General features: G+C 55.8%; 19 protein-coding genes and 1 riboswitch. Of the genes, 3 read left to right on the top strand and 16 right to left on the bottom strand.

The window, feature by feature from the left end:
* Positions 1–38: 38 nt before the first annotated feature.
* From mgtE to AACX78_RS15760, 14 genes are all read right to left on the bottom strand, one after another.
* Entirely contained in the window at positions 39–1,382 is a 1,344-nt protein-coding gene (gene mgtE, locus AACX78_RS15695) for a magnesium transporter (RefSeq protein ID WP_005320192.1), read from the bottom strand.
* A 122-nt stretch (positions 1,383–1,504) separates the two neighbouring features.
* Positions 1,505–1,674: riboswitch (M-box (ykoK) riboswitch) on the bottom strand.
* Positions 1,675–1,884: 210 nt separating this feature from the next.
* Entirely contained in the window at positions 1,885–3,093 is a 1,209-nt protein-coding gene (gene flgL, locus AACX78_RS15700; RefSeq protein ID WP_159166754.1) for a flagellar hook-associated protein FlgL, read from the bottom strand.
* Positions 3,094–3,097: 4 nt separating this feature from the next.
* Positions 3,098–5,098, bottom strand: coding sequence for a FlgK family flagellar hook-associated protein (locus tag AACX78_RS15705; protein ID WP_159166755.1), 2,001 nt, complete (start codon positions 5,096–5,098; stop codon positions 3,098–3,100).
* A gap of 3 nt (positions 5,099–5,101) precedes the next feature.
* Positions 5,102–6,193 carry a flagellar assembly peptidoglycan hydrolase FlgJ gene (gene flgJ, locus AACX78_RS15710; RefSeq protein WP_159166756.1) on the bottom strand — a complete coding sequence of 364 codons (1,092 nt, stop codon included), beginning with the start codon at positions 6,191–6,193 and terminating at the stop codon, positions 5,102–5,104.
* Positions 6,194–6,236: 43 nt separating this feature from the next.
* A complete protein-coding gene (locus tag AACX78_RS15715) occupies positions 6,237–7,334 on the bottom strand; it encodes a flagellar basal body P-ring protein FlgI (RefSeq protein WP_159166757.1) in 1,098 nt (365 codons plus the stop codon).
* A gap of 8 nt (positions 7,335–7,342) precedes the next feature.
* Positions 7,343–8,014, bottom strand: a complete 672-nt coding sequence (gene flgH / locus AACX78_RS15720; protein WP_159167545.1) for a flagellar basal body L-ring protein FlgH — start codon at positions 8,012–8,014, stop codon at positions 7,343–7,345.
* A 60-nt stretch (positions 8,015–8,074) separates the two neighbouring features.
* Complete coding sequence (flgG, locus tag AACX78_RS15725) at positions 8,075–8,863, bottom strand: flagellar basal-body rod protein FlgG (protein WP_021139243.1); 789 nt, start codon at positions 8,861–8,863, stop codon at positions 8,075–8,077.
* 14 nt (positions 8,864–8,877) lie between these two features.
* Positions 8,878–9,624, bottom strand: a complete 747-nt coding sequence (gene flgF / locus AACX78_RS15730) for a flagellar basal-body rod protein FlgF (RefSeq protein WP_005320205.1) — start codon at positions 9,622–9,624, stop codon at positions 8,878–8,880.
* A 144-nt stretch (positions 9,625–9,768) separates the two neighbouring features.
* Complete coding sequence (flgE, locus tag AACX78_RS15735; protein ID WP_159166758.1) at positions 9,769–11,097, bottom strand: flagellar hook protein FlgE; 1,329 nt, start codon at positions 11,095–11,097, stop codon at positions 9,769–9,771.
* A gap of 10 nt (positions 11,098–11,107) precedes the next feature.
* Entirely contained in the window at positions 11,108–11,836 is a 729-nt protein-coding gene (locus AACX78_RS15740; protein ID WP_111587566.1) for a flagellar hook assembly protein FlgD, read from the bottom strand.
* A 15-nt stretch (positions 11,837–11,851) separates the two neighbouring features.
* Positions 11,852–12,271 (bottom strand): flagellar basal body rod protein FlgC, encoded by a 420-nt coding sequence (gene flgC / locus AACX78_RS15745; protein WP_005320210.1) that lies wholly within the window; start codon positions 12,269–12,271, stop codon positions 11,852–11,854.
* Positions 12,271–12,669: a flagellar basal body rod protein FlgB gene (gene flgB / locus AACX78_RS15750; protein ID WP_159166759.1), complete on the bottom strand. Its 399-nt coding sequence runs from the start codon at positions 12,667–12,669 to the stop codon at positions 12,271–12,273. Before flgB ends, flgC begins: the two co-directional genes overlap by 1 nt.
* A 63-nt stretch (positions 12,670–12,732) precedes the next feature.
* Complete coding sequence (locus tag AACX78_RS15755) at positions 12,733–13,557, bottom strand: CheR family methyltransferase (RefSeq protein ID WP_159166760.1); 825 nt, start codon at positions 13,555–13,557, stop codon at positions 12,733–12,735.
* 18 nt (positions 13,558–13,575) lie between these two features.
* Positions 13,576–14,487: a chemotaxis protein CheV gene (locus AACX78_RS15760; protein WP_021139249.1), complete on the bottom strand. Its 912-nt coding sequence runs from the start codon at positions 14,485–14,487 to the stop codon at positions 13,576–13,578.
* Between the two features lie 222 nt (positions 14,488–14,709).
* Here AACX78_RS15760 and flgA point away from each other — a divergent pair, with 222 nt between their 5' ends.
* The 3 genes from flgA to AACX78_RS15775 all read left to right on the top strand — a co-directional run bounded on the left by flgA (position 14,710) and on the right by AACX78_RS15775 (position 16,139).
* On the top strand, positions 14,710–15,315 hold the full coding sequence (gene flgA, locus AACX78_RS15765; RefSeq protein WP_265342339.1) for a flagellar basal body P-ring formation chaperone FlgA: 606 nt from the start codon (positions 14,710–14,712) through the stop codon (positions 15,313–15,315).
* A gap of 90 nt (positions 15,316–15,405) precedes the next feature.
* Positions 15,406–15,726, top strand: a complete 321-nt coding sequence (gene flgM / locus AACX78_RS15770) for a flagellar biosynthesis anti-sigma factor FlgM (RefSeq protein WP_005320221.1) — start codon at positions 15,406–15,408, stop codon at positions 15,724–15,726.
* A complete protein-coding gene (locus tag AACX78_RS15775) occupies positions 15,723–16,139 on the top strand; it encodes a flagella synthesis protein FlgN (protein ID WP_201302877.1) in 417 nt (138 codons plus the stop codon). The genes flgM and AACX78_RS15775 overlap by 4 nt, the downstream gene beginning before the upstream one ends.
* A 43-nt stretch (positions 16,140–16,182) precedes the next feature.
* Here AACX78_RS15775 and yfcE read toward each other — a convergent pair whose 3' ends face one another.
* Entirely contained in the window at positions 16,183–16,725 is a 543-nt protein-coding gene (gene yfcE, locus AACX78_RS15780; protein ID WP_159166762.1) for a phosphodiesterase, read from the bottom strand.
* 11 nt (positions 16,726–16,736) lie between these two features.
* Positions 16,737–18,389 carry a peptide ABC transporter substrate-binding protein gene (locus AACX78_RS15785; RefSeq protein WP_159166763.1) on the bottom strand — a complete coding sequence of 551 codons (1,653 nt, stop codon included), beginning with the start codon at positions 18,387–18,389 and terminating at the stop codon, positions 16,737–16,739.
* Between the last annotated feature and the right edge of the window lie 165 nt (positions 18,390–18,554).

Consider the following 18,554-nt stretch of genomic DNA (forward strand, 5'->3'; position numbering starts at 1 on the left):
CTGCCTTTTTGCTGTTATCCACTCGTTTTAACGGCGGCTTACTGCAGCTCGGGCAGCAACCACTTGGCCATCTCGAAGTAGATGATGAGGCCGGTACCGTCCACCAGGGTAGCGATGAAAGGAGCAGAAACAACAGCCGGGTCAATCCGGAAGCGACGCAGCACCATGGGAATGATGGAAGCAACGGTAGCGCTCCAGAGCACGATGGCGATGATGGTCAAGGTCACAACCATGCCGATCTCGGGGCCGACACCCAGGCTCCAGGCCCGGATCCATGCCGCAACCGCAATCGCTGCCGAGATAAGCAAACCGGTGGAGAGTTCCTTTTTCAAGACGGTCCCCAGGTTGCGCATGCTCACCTCACCCACCGCCATGGCCCGCACTATGGTAGTGGTGATCTGGGTACCACTGTTACCACCGGTACCGATCAGCAGCGGTATGAAGAAGGCCAGCGCAATGGCGGCTTCCAGCTGCTCTTCGAATGCCCGCAGTACTGTGCCCGTATAGGCTTCTGCCACAAACAGGATAAGCAGCCAGCCCACCCGCTTGCGCCACAGTTGCCAGGGAGTCGCCTGCAGATAGGGCGTATCGAGCGGCGAGGAGCCACCCTGCATCTCGGCATCCTCTGTGGATTCGAGCTCCAGGATGTCGGCAGCATCGTCCACGTGGAAGATACCCACCAGCTTGCCCTTCTCCTCTACCGGTAGCGTCGAGATGTCGCGGTCAATCAGCAAACGGGCAGCCATCTCCTGATCCGCACGCGCATTGATGCGCACTGTATCCCTGTCCATCAGGTCGCTGACGGGCAGTTGGGGATCGGCAATCAGCAAGGATTTGAGCGCGATACTGCCGAGCAGACGATGCTCAGCGTTGACCACATACAGGTTCTGGAACAACTGGGCATTGTCCCAGGCATCGTGGATCAACTGCTTGGCACTGCCCACAGTCTGCTGATCGCTGATGGCCAGAAACTCATGGCGCATGTTGGCGCCAACCGATTCGGGTGGCCAGTCGAGCAGGGAGTAGAAGGTGGACTGAGCCGGCTCCGGGAAGCGAGAAAGCAGCATGGTGCGCTCGCTGCTGCCCAGTCGGCGCAGTATGTCCAGCATGTCACGACGAGGGATAGCCCCTTGCAACACACCGATAAGGCTGGCATGCAAGCGTAGCAGCAGACGGCCGGCAACGTCGGCCGACAGTGAGCTCAGCAGGGCAGCGCCTTGTTCAGTGGGCAGGGTATCGAAGATACAGTTGAGCTCTTCCGGACGCAGGGTCAGCAGTTGATCGGCGCGCTGAACCGGATCCAGATTATTCTCCAGCCAGCCCTGCAGGGCGGCCAGATCGAGCAGTTGATGACGATTGAGTAGAGTCTGTGTTTTCTTCATCACAAGTGACCTCATGTGATTTCAGGCAGGGCCTGAGCGCGATCGGATATCCGGTCGCCGTCTGAAAGAAAACAGCAATTTGATTGACGAGTAATAGGCAGGAAATGACGCCGTCCGGCGTGTCATCATCCCCACGTACCAGCTTTAGCACTGCATAACGTATCCGGCATGCCGGAAGCCACTTGGGTTTACACCTTAATCCGATGAAAACTGTCCTGATCTTGGGCGTCTCTGGACGTCGTGAGATCAGTGGCCTTTGTTTATACAGGAGCCTCGCCTAACGAGATGCTGCAAAAAGTACGCACAACCCTTTGTTGTGCGGGCTGCATAATTATCGAATGCTCAATACGAGTCAAGCCACCAAGACAAGGTAATTGGCCTGCTGCAATATCTTGTTACAATTAGGGCGAGAGTGGATTCATATGGGGGTTGGTAGTGGGTATTTAGCAAACAGGCCCTGTCACCTGGCAATGAAATTGCGGTGACCGGGCCCGTGAAAATATCAACGAATATAATCAAACAGTGTCAGTTTGCTTATTTTGCTGAAAGAGAGCTGGGAGGCACTCAATGCCGCGTCCTCTTTCGACAGTGTGGCGATCACTTCATACAAATCCGCCTCGGATACCTTGGCCCTGGCTTGTTGATTGAGGGTACTCAAACCGTCGTTCGAGCCAAGTACCTGCTCCAGACTGTTCATTCTGCCACCGATCTCGCCCAACCCCTGATCGACTCTCAAACGGGCATTCTTCATATGGGAAGTCGCATCCGCGACTTTTATCTGAAAATCATCCGCTGAAATATTCGGATCACGCAGCGCAGTAATAAAGTCGGACATGCCATCCAGAATATTGTTGTTCTGGGGCGGATCCAGCACAAAATCTTGCGCTGCACCACCCGCCGGCAGATCCAGCGTCAGCTCCAGGCCATTGAAGGGGATCTTGTTGCCCGCCACATAATCCCCACTCTGCAGCAGGGTGCCACCACCATCCCGTATTTCATACGTATCCGGCGTACCCGCGGCCGTGGTTACCGTATATTGGTTGCTGGCAAGAGCGGGATCATAACTATTGCGATAGAAACTGTCGAAGTTTCCCTGATCGGCCACCCCGACTTGAATATTGGCACTGGCAGCACTGCCGGTTCTGCGGGTAGCGACTACCTCAAACAGGTCGAAGCCGGAATCATTGGCTGCAATTTGCACCGTCGGCGACACCTGAATATTGCGCTGACCTGTATCCCCCTGAAACAGATAATTACCGCTGGCATCCTTGACGAAGGGCTGGGTCTTGCTCTGGTTGCCACCAAAAATAAATTCACCCTGAGAGTTCTTGCTGTTCATCAGGTCAAACATCTGTTTTTGCAACCCTTCCAGCTCACTGGCAATCGCCAGACGGTCATCTGCACTCACCGCAGAGTCGTTGGATTTCTGGATCAGGGTCTGGGCACTGGTCATGGCGGTGTTGAGCGCGGTCAACACCGTCTCTTCATGACCCAGACTGTTCTCAAGCAGGCTGCCATTGACACCATACTGCTTGAATAGATCGATCTCCTTGGTCAGTGCCATCTTCTGGCTCATGCCGGAGGGGTCTTGACCCGAAGTCTTGAACTTGTCCCCGCTCTGCAGCTGTTCATAAGCCGTGCTCAACCTTTCGTTGGCATTGTTCAGCGAGGTGATATTCCGGCTATAGACCATGTTGGTGGTAATACGCATGCACTTACCTCACTGAAGACAACAGGGTATCGAAGATGGTTTTGGCGGTGCTGACCACCTGGGCCGATGCCGCATAAGATTGCTGGTAACGGATAAGGTTGGCCGCTTCCTCCTCCAGACTCACGCCAGAGACGCTCTCGAAAATACTGGTGCTCTGGTTCAATTTTGTTTCGTTGGCCTTGAGCAAGGTCTTGGCCTGGTTGGTCTGGTTGCCTATCCCTGTCACCAGGCCCGAGTAAGCCTCGTTGAAGGTCATCTTGTCATTGCTGGTGCCGGCGTTGGTGCTCTTGCGCACCAGATCCTTGTTTTGCAGCTCCGCCAGTGCCAATCCGTTGGCGTTGTCGGCAAAGCCATCCTGGTTGTAGCTCAGGGTGAAACTGTCACCATCCCTTACCGTACCTGTGATGCTGAACTCATAGCCGGGAGTCTGGGTCGGATCGGCATACACCTTTGGCCCCCCCAACGGGCTTTCGATGGCAGCCATCAGATCCTGTCCCTTGCTGGCGGCCGGCGCCACGCCGATGAGGGTAGTGCCATCTGCCGCATAGACTTCGTAATTGCCGCTGCCATCTATCTTCACCACCTGGGGCGCTGCCGGATCCAGGGTATTGGCACCAAAACCCGAGCCTGTCCCTGTGTTGGTAATGCCGTTTAGCTTGATCTCGGCAGAACCGTAGTTGTCCTTGTTCTTGTCGGCCTTGAGGGGGGATGCCAGCGCCAGATCCTCCGGGCGGGTTGCCAGCTGGCCCAAGCCAGCGGCAGCATGCTTGGTCGGCTGCAGCAGGATCCTGTCCCCTGCCGCAGGTGTGCCAGAGAGGTCGATCTGAATACCATGCCCGGCAACCTCGAAGCTGGCTGGTGGTGTGCTGCCAGTTGCCAGCGAGGTACGGTTGCCATCCTTGTCCAGCGAGAACACCTCGTAACCGGTGGCACTGCTGAACTGCACCTCGTAATCAAAAGTGGTGACCTCGGTACCTTTCCCGGGCACGAAGCTGACCTTGGCGGCGCCGGTACCGGTATTCTGCTCATAGGTCAGTCCATCGCTGGAGGTAAGGGAGAAGAGATCCCCCCCCAGCTCGTTATCCAGATCCATCCCCAACCGGTTCTGCCGGTTCATAGCATCGGCCATGGCCGCCGCCAACTGACCGAGCTCACGCTTGCTCGGCTCCAGATCATTGCGAGCGGAAAACAAGCCCCCTACCCCGCCACCTATGTCTTTGTCATTGATGGTAGTTTTATTGGCCCCCAGAGTCAGCTGCAGCTCGGACTCCCGAGAATCCGGGTTGCCCGACACAACGCTGAACTGGGCGACCCCGCCATTGAGGACCAGCGAGTGACCCGTTCTCATATTGACCAGCATGCTGCCATTGGCCTGAGGCACTGTGCTGATCTCCATTTTTTCGGAGAGCTGGCGAATGGCTTCATCCCGCTGATCGAACAGCATCAGATTCTCTTCCGGCGTTCCCTGAGTGCGGAGGATGGCCTGATTCAGATCATTGATGCTGTTGATGAGGTTGTTAACCTTCTTGGTCTCGTCACCTATGGTGGTGTTGATGGTGTCGGTCTGCTTGTCCAGCTGGGCTGACAGGGTATGAAAGCGGTTTACCATGCCGCTGAGCTCGCTCAGGGTGGTCTTGCGGCCGGCGATGTCGGCGGGAGCCTCGTTGGCGGTATGGAACGCCTTGAAATAGGAGGTAACGGCTGCACCGACACTGTTGCTGGCATCCCCCAGCAAAATGTCGGTATTGGAGAGCTGCTCGTAGCGAGTGGCGGATGCGAAATAGGCGGACGTATCACGGCGCACCTCACCCTGGGCGTAGATATTGATGACCCGATCGGTCAGCATGTCACCCGTGCCCATACCGACGGAATTGGTATAGATCAGCGTACGCTCACGCACATAGCCCTGGCTGTTGACGTTGACTATGTTGTTGCTGGTGGTCTGCAGCAAGCGTTGCTGTGCCAACACACCCGAGGTACCAATTCCAAGCAGATCGCTTGCCATGACTTACAGCTCCATTTCTGTGTTGGTGGTAGCGGAGTAGCCAGCAATGGCATCACTGCGCAACACCTGTTTCAGTTTCCTGGCGTACTGGGGATCCGTGGCATAGCCCGCCTGTTGCAAGGCTTCGAAATAGCGATCCGGGCTGTCCACCTTGGCCAGGGCACCCTTGTAACGGGTACCCGAGGTCAGGAAATCTACATAGTCGTTGAAGCTCTCCTCAAACGACTCATAAGAGCGAAATGCTGCCTTCTGGCGTGACGCCACCCCTTGTTCATACTCCAGGGTGCTGACCACCGCCTTGGGGCCTTGCCAACGCGGATCCGCCTTGATACCGAACAGGTTATGGGTGATTTCTCCCTCTCCGTTCTTGATCACCCGCTTGCCCCAACCGCTTTCCAGTGCCGCCTGGGCCACCAGTACCGCCGGGCTCAGGCCCAACTTGTCCGCCGCCTTTTTGGCAAGGGGCATCAGCCGATTGACGAACTCTTCCGGGGTCTCGAACACCTTCGTTGTCTTGTCCAGCGCCTTGGCTCCCCGCACTGCCTGGGCCTCTTGTGCCAACCCCATGGGGGGGACTATCCGATGGGGGCGACGTGATGAGCCCAACGGCTGGGCAGCCTCGCCCATCTCTTTATCAGCAAAATCTTTGCCAACTTTTGAAGCCGAGATGAGATCGTTGGCCGCCGAGGTCGGCAGCTGGTAGGGTTTATAGACCCGTTCGGTACGCTGCGGCATCTTGAGCACCCGGCCATCGTGGCGGGTAAAGGTCTCGGGGGAGAACTGCTTGATCACCATGTCGGCCAGCCCCATGCCCCCCTTGCTGGCCATGTCGGATACCCGCTGCTCATCCAGCATGCCTTCATAGAACTGGGTATAGCTGCTGCTCATGGGGTTGTCCTGGGTCAACACCTGATTGGCCTGGCGCATCCCCTTGAACAGGGTCTGGGTAAAGATGGATTCAAACTGGCGGGCAGCGCTTTGCAGTGCGGCAGCCTGCCCATCCTTGCTCTGGCTCAACTGGCGCAGGCGATCCAGGTTCTTGATATCCTGCACCATGCCCATGTTCATGCCGCTGTTGGTGTCAAACTCTGCCATTTTGCTTACCTCATTGCCGCCCGTGGCAACCCCTTGCCGCTTGTTACAGTATGACCAGCTGACCTTCGATGGCGCCCGCCTGTTGCAACGCCTCCAGGATCGCCATCAGATCGCCGGGAGCCACCCCGACCTGATTCACCGCCCGGACCAGATCATCCAGCGTCGCGCCAGTATCGAGCTTGAACATGCGCCCCGGCTCTTGCTGGACATTGATGGTCGAGTTGTTGGTCACCGCCGTCTCTCCTCCCGCCAGTGGATTGGGCTGGGAGACCTGCTGGTTCTCGGCGATGGTGACCGTCAAGCCGCCATGGCTGATAGCCGCAGGCTTGAGCCGCACCTTGCTGCCGATAACAATGGTGCCGGTACGGGAATTGACGATGATCTTGGCCGACTCACTGGCGGGATCAACCTCCAGGTTCTCTATGGTCGCCAGATAAGAGACCCGCTGACCTGGATCCCTGGGCGCGTAAACCTTGATCGAGGTGGCATCGAGTGCCTGCGCCGTGTTGGGCCCCACCAGATCATTGACCACATCCGCCAGGCGGCGAGCAGTGGTAAAGTCCGGCCGATTCAGGTTGAAGGTGATGGTATCCCCCTGGCCGAAGGAATTCGGCACCTCCCGCTCCACGGTCGCGCCGTTGGCGATACGGCCCACGGTCGGCGTATTGATCACCACCTTGGAGCCGTCTGCCCCTTCGGCTCCGAGGCCCCCCACCACCAGACTGCCTTGCGCCACCGCATAGACACGCCCGTCCAGTCCCTTCAGGAAGCTTTGCAACAGGGTACCGCCCCGCAGACTCTTGGCCTCACCGATGGCCGATACTGTCACATCTATGGTCTGACCCGGCTTGGAGAAAGGGGGCAAGTCTGCATGGATGGCAACCGGTGCCACGTCTTTTATCTTGGGCTTGATGTTGTCCGGCACCTTGATACCGAAGTTGTTGAGCATGGTACGGAACGTCTGTTCGGTGAAGGCGTTGTTCTTCTCGCCAGTACCGGGCAGACCAACGACCAGACCGTAACCAATCAACTGGTTGTTACGAACGCCTTCCACCGAGCTGATGTCCTTGATACGGGAGGCGTTGGCCATTCCCAAAGGCATCAGGCAGCAGATCAGGGTCACAAGACGGAGTGACTTCATAACATCTCCTAGAGCGGCCACCAGGGACCATTGAAAAAGCTGGTAAGCCACCCTTGCTCCTGGCTGTTGGCCAGATCACCGGTACCACCGTAATGGATACGGGCATTGGCGACCTTCTGTGACGACACACTGTTTTCGGACGTCACGTCTTCGGGCCGGATCATGCCGGTGATCCTGATGTATTCATTGCCATTGTTAAGCATGATCCACTTCTCGCCACGCACCACCAGATTGCCGTTGGGCAGTACCTTGGCCACGCTGACCGAGATGCTGCCCTGTAGACTGTTGCTCTGATCCGCCTTGGCCTGTCCCTTGAAGGCGCTGTCTTGTCCGAGGGAAGCCGAGAGGTTGTACTTGCCCAATTCAACCGGAACTCCGCCCAGCTGACCGGGCGCAATATTGAGGCTGTTATCCTTGCCACTCTGGGTATTGGCTTTCTTGGAGGCAGAGGTGGACTCTGCCAACTCTATGGTGATGATGTCACCCACTCTGTGCGCCTTGATGTCCGAGTAGATACCGTTGACCTGATCGGGCTGAAAAATGGCCCCTGTAGGTCTGACCGACACGGGATCCGACTCCCCGTAAACGGGGGCAAACTCGGGATCATCGGGCTTGGCGGTATTGAGAGTGCTAGTGCAACCTCCCAGCGCCAGCAGTCCCAGCATCCATATGGTTTTCATCATGCGCCTCCTACTGATGTGCGCGAGATCAAAAATGAGCTCATACCGTCCACAGCCAACTTATGTGCGCTGGATCAGGAAGGACATCATGCCGTCCACCGCCGAGAGAACCTTGGAGTTCATTTCGTAGACTCGTTGTGCCTGAATAAGATTGACCAGCTCCTCGGTCACGTTGACGTTGGAGGTCTCCAGCATGCCCTGCTTGATGACCCCGAGCCCGTCTGCACCGGCCACCCCCTCGATGGGCGCGCCGCTGGACTGGGTTTCGAGGAACATGTTTTCCCCCATGGGTTGCAGACCGGAAGCATTGACGAAATCAGACAGGTTGATCTGGCCGACAACCTGGGAAGCGCCATCCCCCTTAAGCTGGATCGATACCTGACCATCCGTGCTCACAGTCACGCTCTGGGCATTTTCGGGGATCTGGATCTCCGGCTGCAGCGGATAACCGTTGCCCGGGGTCACTATGGTCCCTTCATCATTGAGGGTGAACTGGCCGTTACGGGTATAAGCCGCGCTGCCGTCTGGCAACTGAATTTCGAAGTAGCCGCGGCCGCTGATCATCAGATCCAGCGAGTTGTCCGTGGTCTGCACATTGCCCTGACCATGGTTTTTCTGGGTGGCCACTACCTTGGCACCGGCACCCAGCATCAAGCCGGACGGCAGTTCGGTATCCGCCGAAGAGCGACCTCCGGGCTGATTGATGTTCTGATAGAGCAGATCCTCGAAGATGGCACGGGATTTCTTGTAACCCACAGTGCTGGCGTTCGCCAAGTTGTTCGAGGTGACCGAGATGTTGGTCTGCTGTGCATCCAAGCCGGTCTTGCTGATCCAAAGTGCAGGGTTCATGTAAAACTCCTTGATTAGCTGATGCGCAGCAACTGGGTTTGGGCTTCGTCATTTTCCTCGGCGGTCTTCATGATTTTGACCTGAGTTTCAAACTGACGTTGCAACCGGATTAGGTTGGTCATTTCGTCGACCACGTTGACGTTGCTCCCTTCCAGGGAGCCTGCAATCAGGCCCACAGTGGCCGAGGCCGCCTCATTCTGGCCATCCTTGCGACGAAACAGTCCGTCCTGGCCCTTCTCCACGGCGTCAGCCGCGGGTTTTACCAGCTTGATGCGCTGGAAGTCTTCCGGCAGGTTGGCGGCAGCCCCTTCAGGACGACCGCTGATGGTGCCATCCCGATTGATCTCGATCTTTTCCATCGGCAACGGCAGCACTATGGGTTGACCACCATCGTCCACGACGTTGAGGCCGGTAGAGGTCTGCAGGTTGCCGGTCGCGCTTAATTGCAGGTTGCCCATCCGGGTATAGGCTTCGCCACCCTTGGGATCCTGCACCGCAATCCAGCCCTGACCATCAACGGCCACGTCAAGATCTCGACCTGTCGTCATCAACATGCCGTGTTGCAAGTTCTGACCAGGCCGCTCCGTCATGGCAAACACCCGGGATGGCAGCCCTTCACCGAACGCCTGCATACTACGCGCCTGCTCGAAGTCAGACTTGAAACCGACTGTATTGGCATTGGCCAGGTTGTTGCCACGAACAGCCAGGCTATTCATGTTTTCCTTGGCCCCTGACATGGCGATGTAAAGCATGTGATCCATGAGATCCTCCGTCAAACCGATGACTCTGATCAGATAACTGCAATTTAGGTGCCAACGTCTGTTGAAGAAATACGCACGGAAGAAAAACTGAAGGTGTGGAAAATAAAAAGGGGCGCCGAAGCGCCCCCTGTACCACCGTTGTCATTAACGGATCTGCAGTATGGTCTGCTGCAACGAACTGTTCACTTCCAGCGAACGGGAGTTGGCCTGGAAGTTACGCTGGGCCGTGATGAGATTCACCAGTTGGGAGGTCAAGTCCACGTTGGATTGCTCCACCGCCGAAGACTTGATACTGCCCAAGGTGCCCGAATTAGGTGTGCCGGGCAGCGCATCTCCAGACAGCAGAGACTGGCGCCAGGAGGTATCGCCAACCTGAGTCAGTCCTTGCGAGTTGGCAAACTTGGCCAGCGCAACCATGGCAACCTTTAACGTCGTCGCATTGCTGTAGGTGGCAGAAACAATACCGTCCGGCGTAATCTCCACCTTGGTCAGATTACCCACAGTGGCGCCATCCTGGGTCAGCTTGGTGACGTTGAAAGGAGAGTTGTATTGAGTCACATCACTGAGACGAATTTCCAGTTCCTGGGTTGGATCTGCACCGTTGTTAATAATACCGGCCGCTGTGCCCAGCGTGACTGTTTTGATCGGGGCAGGTGGAATAGTTGTATCCAATTTGCCACCGGAGGTAAACGTCATCTGAACACCTGTGGGGATGCCCGGGCCCGGGCTGGGTGCACCACTAGCGATATCAATGGGCTTGTCCCCCTCATACATGTACATGCTCCAGGTCCCAGGCGTCATTGGCGTCCCTGGAACAAGCGGATCCTCATGGCGGACAAAATATTTGGTGATCACATGGGGGGCACCAAGCGAATCATAGATCGTCACTGAGGTTGAGTGTGCAAAGGTGGCTGAGTTGGTGGGATCAAACGCGGCAGGTGCCGTTGGTGTTGTTTTCGACTCAATACTCAAGTTAAAACTTGCTTCCACCAGCTCGGTCATTTTTGGCTCGCCCGCCCGATCCGGTATTTGAATCGGCTTGGTGGCGTTGATGCTGACCGCCTTGGGCGTCCCATCCGTGTTAATTTCATAACCTTGCAGATAGTGGCCCTGATTGTTGACCATATAGCTGTTTTCATTGAGCTTGAAGGCGCCGGCCCGAGTGTAGGTACGGTCAAGATTGGTCAGACCGTCCGAGGTGACGAAAAAACCATTGCCCTGGATCGCCAGATCCAGTGCGTTGTTGGTAAATTGCAACGCTCCCTGATGAAACTGCTGGGCAACAGCCCCGGTGGCCACACCATTACCGACCTGCGTCTTGGCATTGACAAAGATCGAGTTGGCATAAACATCCGCAAACTCGGCACGGGACTCTTTAAAGCCCATGGTATTGACGTTGGCAATGTTGTTGGCGGTAACGTTCAAATCTTTTTGTGCCGCGTTGACACCGCTCAAGGCATTGTTAAATGACATATCCAGCTCCTTAGATCGATGCTGTAGGCGTGGTGGTTGGTGGTGTGGTTGTCGCTCCTGCAATCTGCAGGATACTGTTCAGGGTTGTTGTGCCAAGGCCTTTAAGATTGAGCTGTGTCGGGTTGGTTCCATTACCCAAAACCACACTATCAACCTTCCCATAAGCAAACGTAGCGATGCTTTCTGGTTTACCTTCCACATTGTTACCGTTGGCTTTCAGGACATATTTGCCTGACGCGACGGGATTACCGTTCTTGTCTTTGCCATCCCAGGTGAATTCAACGTTACCGCGCTGATCACCTTCCAGAGGGAACTCTCTGATAACCTGTCCGTTCTCATCTTCTACGGTAATTTTGACATTCTTGTACTTGTTCTCGACGCCGACAGCCACAACACCGCCAAGGGAGCCATCTTTCTCCAAAAATCCGACGTTGCTCTGCAACAGCACATTTTGCCCAACCAGCGCAGAGGCCTGCAGCGCCTGGCTGGAGGTCATCAGAGTATTGAGATTACCCATCTGGGTTGACAGGCTATTGATCCCCTCCGAAGTCGACATTGACGTCATCTGGGACAACATCTGGGCATTATCCACCGGCTTGAACGGGTCCTGATAGGAAAGCTGCATGGTCAGCAACTTCAGAAAAGACGCCTGATCAAGCTCTTTCTTCGGAGCAGTCGTCGTATCAGTGGTCTGGGTTGTGGTACGGCTGATGCCGTTCACACTACTTGTATCTGCCATCTGTGCTAACCCCTATCAGGACTTGCCGAGGTTGAGAGTCTGCTGCAACATTTTTTTGGCAGAATCGGCAACCTGCACATTGGTCTGATAGCTGCGCGAGGCATTGATCATGTCCGCCATCTCTTCAACCATGTTGACGTTGGGTTTGAAAATATAGCCATCATCGTCCGCCATGGGATGATTGGGGTTGTACTCCTTGAGCAAGGGGGCCTTGCTCTCGACAATCCCTTTCACCTCGACCCCGACCGATGATTGCTTGTCTGACATCGCCTGATCCAGTTGAGCGGCAAAGATTGGCCGCCTGGCATGGTAAGTTTTTTCCACGCTGGAGCTGACGCTGTCGGCGTTGGCCATGTTGCTGGCCACAGTGTTGAGTCGAACAGACTGTGCACTCATGGCCGAGCCTGCAATGTCAAAGACCTTGAACAAACTCATTACTGTTCTCCTTTCAAGGCCTTCAACAGGCCACTGATCTTGCCGTTCATAAATTCAAGGGAGGTCTGGTACTCAAGGCTGTTGCGCAAGAACTCGCTACGCTCCTGCTGCACGTCAACCGTGTTGCCGTCACCGGTATCAGGCTGCAGGGGGTTGCGGTACTGCATCAGACCAGGGGCATCCGATTGCAAGGCAAAGTGCTTCTCACTGGTGGTGGCCATAGCAAACCCTTGCTGATGCTGGGCCTGTGCCAATGCCTCTGAGAAGTTGATATCCCTGGCTTTGAAACCTGGGGTATCTGCGTTGGCAATGTTGCTGGATAACACCTCGGCACGCTTGGAACGAACGCCCAGCGTGTATTGGTGAATCCCGAATGCCTTGTCGAATGAAATTGCCATAGCACACCTCCTGCTTGATAAATTATTAGCAAGAGGTGTGCCAAAGAGGGATTTTAAGCGGGGTTATTTGACTTTGTAGACGATGCCAGGATTGCAACGGACCATTTCGAACCGTTCGGTCAGACCAGCCAGTGACTCTGAGGCCCCCAGCATCAGATAACCGCCAGGGTTGAGGCTGGCTGCGAACTGATTGAGGATCTTCGACTTCACTTCCGGCGCAAAGTAGATGAGCACGTTGCGGCAGAAGATTATGTCAAACTTGCCGAGCAGACTGTAGCTCTCCAGCAGGTTCAGTGGCCGGAACGTGGTCAATTTTCTGACACGTTCCACCACCCGCATCTTGTTGTCACCATAAGGTTCGAAGAACAATTTTTTGCGCTCAGGTGACAAGCCACGGGCCAGCGCCAGGCTGTCGTACACCCCTTCCTTGCACTGATTGAGCATGGTGCTGGAAATATCTGTGCCCACAATCTGCACGCCACCGGGCAAGGTACCCGGCTTCTTGACTTGCTGTTCCAGCGCCGTCATGGCGATGGAATAGGGCTCCTGTCCGGACGAGGAGGCCGCCGACCAGATCTTGATCGGACGGCCACTCTTGCCCAGTTCGGGAAAAAGCTTGTCAGTGAGTAGTTGAAAGGGGTAAGTATCGCGAAACCAGAGGGTCTCGTTGGTTGTCATGGCATCAACCACTGCCATTTTCAGGTCACGCTCACGCACACTCATCGCTCGAGTAACCAGATCAGACAGACTCTCAATACCAAACTGAGTCATCAAGGGTGAAAGCCGACTCTTGACCAGATACTGTTTGTTGTCACCCAGCACGATTCCGCTCTGAACTGCCAGAAAGTTGCTGAATTGTTTGTATAAGTCGTCCGAAAGTGTCTTCATGCAGTTTGTTCTTCTTGATTAGAGTGCGCCTTGTACGGCTTTGGCCAACTCATCCGGTTGGAATTTGGCGATGAAATTGTTCGCACCGACTTTCTGCACCATGGCCTGATTGAACACCCCACTGAGGGATGTGTGCAGAATAACATGTAAGTCCTTGAGATTGGGATTGTTACGGATCTCGGCGGTAAAAGTATAACCGTCCATTTCCGGCATCTCGATATCCGAGATTACCAAGGCAATCTGATCTTTGATGGGGCCATTCTTGGCCATCTCCAGCAACATGTTGAGTGCCTCACGCCCATCCTTGGCCAGCACACATTGCACGCCAATCGCCTCGAGGGCTCGCTGCACCTGCTTGCGAGCAACAGAAGAGTCATCTGCTACCAGCACGGGACGACCATGGGTATTGTGCTCGACACTGGCATCCACCAACTCGGCACTTACTTCGGTCGACACCGGGGAGATTTCGTTGAGGATACGTTCAACATCCAGGATCTCCACCAGCTCGCCGTCTACCTCTGTGACCGCAGTCATGTAGTTGATGCGCCCTGCCCCTTTGGGTGGCGGCAGAATGGATTCCCAGTTCATGTTGATGATGCGTTCAACCGAATGCACCAAGAAGCCCTGAACTGAACGGTTGTACTCGGAAATAATGATGAAACACTTGCTCAGGTCCTCGATGGGACGTTTGCCCACCGCCATGCTGAGATCAATCACCGAAATGGTCTGGCCACGGATGTGCGCAACGCCACGGATACAGGAGTTGAGCTTGGGCATGACGGTCAAGGGAGGGCATTGCAGCACTTCACGCACTTTGAATACGTTGATGCCAAATCTTTGACGTCCATTGAGACGAAACAACAACAGCTCCAACCGGTTTTGTCCCACCAGCTGGGTACGTTGGTTGACCGAGTCCATAATACTGGCCATAAACACTCCCTAAAAACGCTTGGCATTAATCATGCATGCGTATTGGCTTGCGTCAGACTATCGATGTCACTACAAACGAATTCTGAAGCAAGCATAGTTAAATATGGTGATATGCGTGAACAACTTATCGGCCTGCGAGAGAAAATGATTAGTAGACTTTTCCTCATCTTACTGCTGTTTTGCGGCATATCTCACGCCACGGCATCCGAGGTGACCAGTTATCTGCAAGAAATGGCGCAAGAGTTTGTGCTCGGCCAGCTCGATATTCCACTCGATGCCCAGGCTCACGTGCAAACTGCCTCCATTGATGACAGGCTACCTTTGAGCCGCTGCGAGCAGCATCTTACCATCAGCCTTCCCGCCAGGATGGAAGTGCGCCGTAACACCACCGTCTACCTCAAATGTGAGGAAGAAAAACCCTGGGACCTCTATTTGCCGGTGCGCGTCAGCATCCAGAAACCCTATGTGACCGTGGCCACCCCGGTAGCCAAGGGCGACATACTCAGTGAGAGTGTCTTGACGCTGGCCTATCAGGACCAGACCCAGATCCGCGGTGATTATCTGAGCGATCAGGCCCCCCTGATAGGAGTACGCAGCAAACGGGAACTCAAGCCGGGTCAGCCCATACGGCTCAGCCAAGTCTGCGTCGTTTGCAAAGGCGACCAGGTCACACTCAGTGCAGAAAACAGCAGCATGCAAATCAAAACCATGGCCCGAGCCTTGCAAGATGGCAGCTTCGGAGACATGATCAGCCTCGTCAATATTCGTTCAGGAAAAACAGTGCAAGGGAAAGTCAGCGCAGTCGGCTCTGTGGTGGTCACCTTCTGATACGTTTTTCAGGTTATTTTTTTCTAAAGTTCTGACGACGATCACCGATAAACAGGTAAGCGAACAGCAAAGCAGACGAAGGTAAACACTATGGCTATTAACAATATCAACAACTTGGCAAATAATCGGTTGCAAAATACCGGTAACAGCCAGGGTGCCAACACCAAACAAGCGACCTCGTCTCCCGACAACCGTGCGGCGACTGTCAAGACAGACTCCGTCTCCTTGACCAATGAGGCGCAGCAATTGCAACAGATGCAGAAAAATCTCAACTCAGCCTCCACCGGCAATGAAAGCCGGGTCGAAAGTCTGAAGAAAGCCGTGGCCAATGGTGAATACCAGGTCAACAGCGAGGCGGTAGCCAAAAAGATGTTCAGCTTTGAATCCACTCTGGACAAGCTGCTCGGATGATGGACTTACCTTCGCTGCTGCACACCCAAGACGAATACCTCTCCCGGATGCAAGGTTTGCTGGAGGAGGAATTCAACCTGCTCAAGCAGCACCAGGCACTGGCGCTGCCTGAGCTGGCAGAGCGCAAGCAGAAACTGCTTGCCGATATTGAAGTGCTGGACCAGATCTTGGCCCGGCTGCCCGAACTGCAACAGCAGCTGTCTGCCTTTCCAGAGCAGATGAATGCCCTGCGTGAAAAACTCGATGCCTGTCAGGAACAAAACGATCTGAATGGTCGCCTGCTCGAGCTCAGCATCGTCTCCAACCGCCGCCTGGCAAGCTTTTTGAGCCAGTTGCGGGATCGCAACTCCCTGACTTATGACGCCAAGGGCAACACCCGCTCCGGCACACGCTCATTCGGCATCAAGGCCTGATCCCTTTCCGCTTCCCCTCGCGCAAGCTCCGCACGTCGCCAACCTATAACACCAGCCTCAACAGTTCTTCGCTGTCCGCACAGGCATGGATGCTCAACACGCCCGCCTCATACCGGCCATAGGTTGCCGCCAGATCTCCCCGTGGAAAACAGATGGACCCCGGATTCATCAGCACCAGCTCCCCTTCTCGCTGCAGCACGGGTAGATGGGTGTGGCCGCTGATAAACAGGCTGCCGGGGGGCAGCGCTACCGCATCCGGGCGATAGAGATGACCATGAGTGACAAACCAGCGCCGTCCATCCACCAGCAACTGGTTATAAGGTGCTGTCATGGGGAAGTTCAGCAACATCTGATCCACTTCCGAATCGCAGTTGCCACGCACCGCCATGATGTGCGGCGCCAGCTGATTGAGCCGCTCCGCCACGGCGGCGGGGGCATAACCCGGCGGCACCGGATTGCGAGGGCCATGGTTGAGCAGATCGCCGAGCAGCAGATAGTGATCGGGCTGCCAGGGAGCAAGCTGGGCCAGCACCTGTTCCAGTGCGCTCAGGCTGCCGTGCAGGTCTGAAATGATGGCAATCTTCATCGCGAACTCCCTTACTGCTTGCTGAAATAGAGATCCTTGGTGGCGATAGCCCCCTTGAGGTTCTGGCTCGGCAACCCTCGCAGTGTGGGATCCACCAGCCGCATCTGGTTGTAGTGATACACGGGAATGGCGGGCATTTCGTCCATCAGCAGCTGCTCGGCCTGACGATAGAGTCCGGTCCGGGTACTACCATCCAGGGTGTCCGATGCCTGCTGCAGCAAGCCATCGAAGGCCGGATTGCAATAGCCGCTCTCGTTCTGGGGGTCCTGACAGCGGAAGCTATTGAGCATGGATGAGGGCTCCACATAATCTCCAAACAGGAAGGAGCGGACCAGCAGGAAATCACCACTGTCTTTTGCCACCTGATAGGCGCTCCACTCCATGTTGTTGAGCGACACCTCCACCCCCAGCGGTTTCCACATGGCGGCCACCGCCAGCGCCAGCTTCTTGTGGCTCTCAGATGTGTTGTAGGTCAACGTCAGCTTGAGGGGACGGGCACTGTTGTAACCTGCCTGCGCCATCAAGGCGGCAGCCTTGGCCAGCCGTGTCGGCTGATCCTGCAGAGCCAGCGGTGAGCCAAGTACCTCATAGCCTGGCATGCCAGGCAGCAGAGACCAGGCAGGTCGCTCTCCCTGACCGCTGACCTGTGCGGTCAGCACGTGACGGTCTATGGTCATGGCCAGTGCCTGGCGCACCCGTACATCCTGCAGCTCGGGACGGCGCAGATTGAAGGTATAGAGATAGGTGCCAAGCAGCGGCAGACCCCAGATCCGCTCTGGCGTCGTCTGTTTGGTCTTCTGGTAATACTCCAGTGCCACCTTGTTGGTGAGCTGGATCTCCCCTGCCTCATAGCGCAGCCGTTCAGCATGCTGGGAGGAGAGCGGCAGATAGGTCACCCGCTTGATCCGGGTGTGCAAGTCATCCCAATAATGGATGTTGCGCTCAGCCTCGATACGCTCATTGGGCGCCCAGTTCACCAACTTGTAAGCCCCATTGCTGACCAGTTTGCCGGGCTGGGTCCACTCTTTGCCAAACCGGGTGATCGCCTGCTCATTGACGGGAACAAAGGGGCGTTGACTGACCAGTTGCAGGAAATAGGGTACGGGCCGCTCCAGTGTCACCTTGAGGATCTGGCTGCTCTCGGCCTCCACTCCCAGCGACGTGAGCTCGAGAGCCCCGGCATAAATGGATTGAGCATTGTTGATACCGGTCGCCAGCAGCAATCCGGCGGAAGGGGACTCTTGTGCCGGATCCAGCAGCCGACGCCAGGCGTAGACGAAATCCTGTGCGGTAAGCGGCTCGCCGTTGGACCATTTGAGCTGGGGTCGCAGGAAGAAGCGCCACACCAGCCCATCTTCGCTGGTCTCCCAGCGCTGGGCCTGAGCCGGCACTATCTTGCCCTGACCATCTTCGCTCACCAGCCCTTCAAACAAATCCACCAGCACCACTTCCCCCGGAAAACCGGAGCGGATCTGGGCAGGATCGAGGGACTCAGGTTCATCACCGTTGCCCTTGACCAGCGTCTGGCGATCCGACAGCACAGTCTCCTGGGTAACAGTGGTTGCTTGCAGCGACGGGGCCATCAGCAGGCCCAGCAGCAAGGGAGAAAGCCAGCGACGGGCTGGCCGGCGTTCCGGCTGATAAACAGCGGGGCGGTAAACCATGACATAAACCTCGTTCAATTCACTTTATTTCAAGAAGGGGGAAGGCCGGCAGCGCGCCTGAATACGAATGCATGATGCTGCGCTTGTTATCCCCGAAGACGCCCCGTATTGTATCGGGCTTGCCCAAGAGATGGAGTCTTTCGGGCTATTTTTTTCCGTAGTTTT

The organism is Aeromonas sp. 9A, assembly GCF_963900955.1.
Lineage (GTDB): Bacteria > Pseudomonadota > Gammaproteobacteria > Enterobacterales > Aeromonadaceae > Aeromonas > Aeromonas salmonicida.